Source organism: Trebonia sp. (assembly GCF_030042015.1).
GTDB lineage: Bacteria > Actinomycetota > Actinomycetes > Streptosporangiales > Streptosporangiaceae > Trebonia.
On sequence record NZ_JASIAL010000445.1, the window covers coordinates 1 to 5,100 of the forward strand.

The following is a 5,100-nucleotide window of genomic DNA, read 5'->3' on the forward strand; positions in this document are numbered from 1 at the left end:
GCGGCGTCGGCCGAGGAGGCGCTGCGCGCGGGGGCGGCGAACTTCGCGGGCTTGGTGTTCGCGCTGCCGGACGGCGAGACCGGCCCGCGCTCGTCCTGGGTGGGGTATGAGCGCGAGCGCCTCGTCCGGCCGAACCCGGCGATCGAGACCGTCAGGGAGACCGACTCGCCGACCGGGATCCCGCGGCACATGTACGACACGCCCGTCTTCCGGATCCGCCCGGGCGTCACGGACGTGCACTGGGATTCCTGGCCGCGCGTGGACGACGCGATCGACTCCTACCAGGTCTTCAGGTCGCTGCGCGACGACGGCGTGATCCCGGCCGGGCTGCGGTTCCAGGTGGGGCTGCCGTTCCCGGTCAGCGCGCTGAACGGGCTGCGGGACGACTTCGGGCGCGACTACCCCGCAGCCGCGCGCGGCTATGAGGACCTTGTCAAGCGGGAGATCGGGCGGCTCACGACGGCGATCCCGCCGCAGGATCTGGCGATCCAGTGGGACATCGCCTACGAGACCCTCGACATCGAGGGCGTCCTGGCGTGGACCTCCTGGGGAGCGGGCGCGTGGGAGCGCTTCGCGGCCGCGGTCGACCGGCTGCCCCGGCTGATTCCCGCAGACGTCCTCGTCGGATACCACCTGTGCTACGGCACGTTCCCCGAGTGGCCGATGTACGAGGCGCGGGACATGAGCGTGCTGGTGCGGATGGCGAACTACGCGGTCGCCAACTCCGGCCGCCAGACCGACTGGGTGCACATGGCGGGCCCGCGCTACCTGCGCAGCGAGGACGAGAGGTTCTTCCGCCCACTCGCCGGCCTCGAGCCCGGCGATGCTCGCGTCTACCTCGGCATCGTGCTGCCGCTTGATGGTGAAGCAGGGCTACGGCGGCGGCAGGCGACCGCGTCGAGATTCCTCCCCGACTTCGGCGTCGCGCTGTACTGCGGGTTCCGCGTACGACCCGGCAGCACCCCCGAGCAGGCGATCCGCGAGCACCGCGACGTCGTCCGCGCCGTCAGGCGATGATTTCCCGCCAGCCCGGTCGCGGACGCGCTGGCACACGCGCACGCGGCCGGGGTCGCCTGTGGCGTATCTCGGCTGTCAGCCGTTCCTGATCGCGTCCGCGATGACCGGCGCGAGCTCGCCGAGCTGGCCGGGGGCGAAGCGGCCGGCTTCGCCGACCGGCTGGAGCAGCACGTGGTCGGCGCCCGCGTCGAAGTGCTCCCGTACCCGCGCGCGGATCGCCTCGGGACCGGAGGGGACGATCGCGGAGATGAGCCGGTCACTGCCGCCGTCGGCCAGGTCTTCGTCGCCGAAGCCGAACCGGCGCAGGTTGCCGGTGTAGTTCGGCAGCACCAGGTAGTACTTGGCGTACGCGCGAGCCGCGGCCCGGCCGTCGGCACCCGCCGCGAGGCAGACGGCCAGCTCCGGCACAAGCAGCGGCTCGGGCCCGAGCACCGACCGGGCGAAGGCGGTGTGCTCAGGCGGGGTGAAATACGGGTGCGCGCCGAGGGCGCGGTCCCTGGACAGTTCGAGCATCTTCGGCCCGAGGGCCGCGAGCACCAGCGGCGCCCGCAGCGGCGGCAGCTCGTCAAGGAACTGTGCCATCTTGGCCAGCGGCCGCACGTACGCCTGCCCGGTCCGCTCGACCGCGGGCGCGTGGCTGACGCCGAGCCCGAGCACGAAACGGCCGGGATACGCCGTGGCCAGCCGGTCCGCCCCGGCGGCCAGCTCGGCCGGTGACCAGGTCCAGACGCTCGCGATCCCGGTTCCGGCCACCAGGCGGCTTGACGCGGACAGCAGCGGCTCCAGCGCCGCCAGGTTCTCCGGCGCGTTCACGCCTGGAACCCAGACCGAGCCGAACCCGGCCTCTTCGATCTCGCGCCCGTAGCTTTGCGGGTCTACCCCGATCGCCGCCGGCGGCGGCATCCAGATCCCCGTGCGGCCGAGCGCGGCCCGCAGCTCACCCGTTGTTGTCATGATCTTTTTATAGCCGCACCGGGAGTGCGGGCGCCGATGAGTTCCGCTGGCCCGCCGCGTCTTTTCTGCTGAGGACAACGCGAAGGACAACGCGAAGGGGAGCAATCATGACGCGACCGATCGGGGCACCGTGCTGGATTGACCTGCTGACGTCCGACACGGGACGGGCACGGGAGTTCTACCCGCGGCTGTTCGGCTGGACTGCTGGGGAGGCAGCTGAGCAGTTCGGCGGGTACTTCATGTTCATGCGGGACGGCGTGCCCGTCGCGGGCTGCATGCCGAAGCTGCCCGGGATGCCGGGCTCGGACCGCCCGGACACCTGGGGCGTGTACCTGTCCGCGGACGACGCCAAGGCCACCGCCGAGGCGGCGCTCGGCCGCGGCGCCACCCTCCGCGAAGGGCCGATGGACATCGCCGACCTCGGCACCGAGGCGGTCCTCGACGACCTGGGCGGCGCGCGGATCGGGATCTGGCAGGCCAGGCGGTTCGGCGGGCTCAGCGTGTTCAACGAGCCGGGCGCGCCGGCCTACTTCGAGCTGATGACGAGGGACTACGCGCGGGCGGTCGCGTTCTACCGCGACGTGTTCGGCTGGGAAGGGGTGGCGAGCGACACGCCGGAATTCCGGATCACGACGCTGCGCGATGGCGGGCTGACGATCGCCGGGATCATGGAGGCGTCGCAGTACCTGCCCGCGGGCGGGCGGGACTCCTGGGCGGTCTACGTCAACGTGACCGACACCGACGCCGCCCTCGCCACGGTGACCGAGCTTGGCGGGACCGTCATCCAGCCCGCGACCGACACGCCGTACGGCCGACTGGCCGAAGCCGCCGACCCGACGGGGGCGCGGTTCAAGCTCGCCGGATAGCGCTTCCTGACGCCGTGGGCAGTCAGCGGACGCGGCCGGAGACGGCCGGGACCGTTCGGGATGAAAAAGGGTCTTAATTCGCGGCCGTGATGCCGCAGTAGTCGGCGACGACCCGCAGCCCGGACCCGCCGCGCGGCGGAACATACGTGGCGAACTGCTCCGCGGAAAGCGCGGCCGACGCAGAAGGGGCGGCGGGGGCGGCGGGCGCGGAAGGAGTGGCAGGGGCACCTGGTGCGGAGGGGTGGCCGCTGCCGCTGAGCAGCACGACCGCGGCAGCCGCGGCCGCGGCCGCGGTCACGATGACGGCGGGAACCAGCCAGCGCAGCGGGCCGGAGCGCGCCCCCCGGCCGGGGCGCTCGGCGCGGGGATGCTCCGGCCAGAGCTCGCCGAACGCCTCCGGGTCCCGCTCGTAGAAGATCGGCGAGAAGCCCGCCTCGAAGTCGTCCTCGCCTCCGTCATCCGGGAATCCGCCCGCTGACGTGCCGAAATCCCATTGGCTCATGTAGCCTGCCCTTTCGGTGGGATAGTGCGGCCCGCCGATAATGAGCACGTAGGATTCGACGACTCGGTTCGAGGCAGGTCAGCGGGCCGGCTCCGCATGCACGACACGACCACGGCGAGCGGCCAGACGGTCTGGGCCAGGCCCGCGGCCCGCTCGGCCAGCCCCATCTCCGCGCCGCGGGATGCCTGCTCGGCGGCGAACCACAGCGTGAGCAGGCACAGCGTGACCGTCGTCCACCAGCAGGTGGCAGGCCGCAGGCCCCACGGCACGTCCTCGCCCCGCTGCATCGCGAAGATCGGCCACAGGATCAGGCCGGCGAAGCCGATGCCCGCCCACCAGGCGTGCACGACCGAGCCGCCCAGGTGCTCGGGGAACGCGGCGACAAGCATGCCGGCGACGCCCGCGGCGATCAGCACCAGCCGACCGGGGAGCGCGGCCCCCCGCAGCGCGAGCGCCGTCACGATGTCGCACGCCCCCACCACCACGAACGTGAGCGTCATGACCCAGCTGTCCGTCGCGCCCTGCCCGGCCAGCGCGCTCACCGTGTTGTTGAATGCGTCGAACGACGCGGGCTGCACCGTGGCGGCGGCCGTCAGGCCGCCGACGAGAAGCAGGGGAGCCGCGGCCGAAGAGACCGCCCCCCACCATGGCACGTCTGGCACAACCGGAGCTCCTTATTTCATTGCTATCTAGCAACTAAATAATAGATCCAGACCGGGGGACTCCGTTCACCGCCCCATCTCACTGTGTTCAGTGCCCCTTCTGCCGGGAGCACACCCGGCCGCTTCAGTAGTTCATGCCCATCGCGCAGCGCACTTCGTCAAGCGTGGCATCGGCGATCACGCGGGCCCGCTCGCACCCGTCACGCAGCACGCCCCGCACGTACCCCAAATCCGCGGCGAGCTCAGCGCGCCGGGCGCGGATCGCCGCGAACCGCTCGTTGACCGCCTCGGTGACGGTGGCCTTGAGGGCGGCGGCGCCGCCGTCGCCGATCTCGTCCGCCACCGCGACCGGGTCGGCGCCCGTGCACAGCGCCGCGAGCAGCACCAGGGACGACACCTCGGGCCGGGTCGCCGGGTCGTAGCTGATGCGCTTTCGCGAGTCGGTCTTCGCCGACTTGATGAGCCGCGCCGTGTCGTCGGCGGTCGCCGCGAGCGCGATCGCGTTGCCGCGGCTCTTGCTCATCTTCCTGCCGTCGGTGCCGAGCAGCAGCGGCGCGGCGGACAAAAGCGCGTCCGGCTCGGGGAACACGCGCCCATACCGCTCGTTGAACCGCCGCGCGACCAGCCGCGTGAGCTCGACATGCGGCAGCTGGTCCTGCCCGACCGGGACGAGGTTCGCCTTGCAGAACAGGATGTCGGCCGCCTGGTGCACCGGGTAGGTGAACATCAGCCCGCTCACCGACGACTGCCGCGAGTGCGCGATCTCGTCTTTCACGGTCGGGTTCCGCTCCAGTTCGGGCACGGACACCAGGCTGAGGAACGGCAAGACCAGCTGGTTGAGGGCGGGTACCGCGCTGTGGGCGAATATCACAGAACGGTCCGTGGCGACTCCGATCGCCAGGTAGTCGAGCACCAGCTGTGTGGCGGCGTCGGCCAGGCGGCCGCCCGTGTCCCGGTCGGTGAGCACCTGGTAGTCGGCGATCAGCACGAACAGTTCGGCGCCGGCCTGCTGAAGCCGCACGCGGTTGTGCAGGGTGCCGAAGTAGTGGCCCAGGTGCAGCGGGCCGGTCGGCCGGTCCCCGGTGAGGATGCGGAACTG

At 71.8% G+C, this 5,100-nt stretch carries 6 protein-coding genes; 2 read left to right on the plus strand and 4 right to left on the minus strand.

Annotation, left to right across the window (positions count from 1 at the left end):
* Window positions 1–1,017 (plus strand): hypothetical protein (locus Q1N79_RS23985; protein ID WP_300612665.1); only part of this gene is annotated, 1,017 nt, incomplete at its 5' end.
* 75 nt (window positions 1,018–1,092) lie between these two features.
* Here the strand turns inward: Q1N79_RS23985 and Q1N79_RS23990 are convergent.
* Window positions 1,093–1,971 (minus strand): TIGR03620 family F420-dependent LLM class oxidoreductase, encoded by an 879-nt coding sequence (locus Q1N79_RS23990; RefSeq protein ID WP_300612667.1) that lies wholly within the window; start codon window positions 1,969–1,971, stop codon window positions 1,093–1,095.
* Window positions 1,972–2,078: 107 nt separating this feature from the next.
* On the opposite strand from Q1N79_RS23990, the gene Q1N79_RS23995 reads away from it, so the two are divergent.
* Window positions 2,079–2,837, plus strand: a complete 759-nt coding sequence (locus tag Q1N79_RS23995; RefSeq protein WP_300612669.1) for a VOC family protein — start codon at window positions 2,079–2,081, stop codon at window positions 2,835–2,837.
* A 73-nt stretch (window positions 2,838–2,910) separates the two neighbouring features.
* Here the strand turns inward: Q1N79_RS23995 and Q1N79_RS24000 are convergent, their stop codons facing one another.
* The 3 genes from Q1N79_RS24000 to trpS all read right to left on the minus strand — a co-directional run.
* On the minus strand, window positions 2,911–3,339 hold the full coding sequence (locus Q1N79_RS24000; RefSeq protein ID WP_300612671.1) for a hypothetical protein: 429 nt from the start codon (window positions 3,337–3,339) through the stop codon (window positions 2,911–2,913).
* Window positions 3,336–4,001 carry a DUF998 domain-containing protein gene (locus Q1N79_RS24005; protein WP_300612673.1) on the minus strand — a complete coding sequence of 222 codons (666 nt, stop codon included), beginning with the start codon at window positions 3,999–4,001 and terminating at the stop codon, window positions 3,336–3,338. The genes Q1N79_RS24000 and Q1N79_RS24005 overlap by 4 nt, the downstream gene beginning before the upstream one ends.
* A 124-nt stretch (window positions 4,002–4,125) precedes the next feature.
* Window positions 4,126–5,100 (minus strand): tryptophan--tRNA ligase (gene trpS, locus Q1N79_RS24010; protein WP_300612675.1); only part of this gene is annotated, 975 nt, incomplete at its 5' end.

Bases quoted from the DNA above. Each gene is read 5' to 3' on its own strand.
- Q1N79_RS23990 (WP_300612667.1), bottom strand. From the start codon at position 1,971: ATGACAACAACGGGTGAGCTGCGGGCCGCGCTCGGCCGCACGGGGATC.
- Q1N79_RS23995 (WP_300612669.1), top strand. From the start codon at position 2,079: ATGACGCGACCGATCGGGGCACCGTGCTGGATTGACCTGCTGACGTCC.
- Q1N79_RS24000 (WP_300612671.1), bottom strand. From the start codon at position 3,339: ATGAGCCAATGGGATTTCGGCACGTCAGCGGGCGGATTCCCGGATGAC.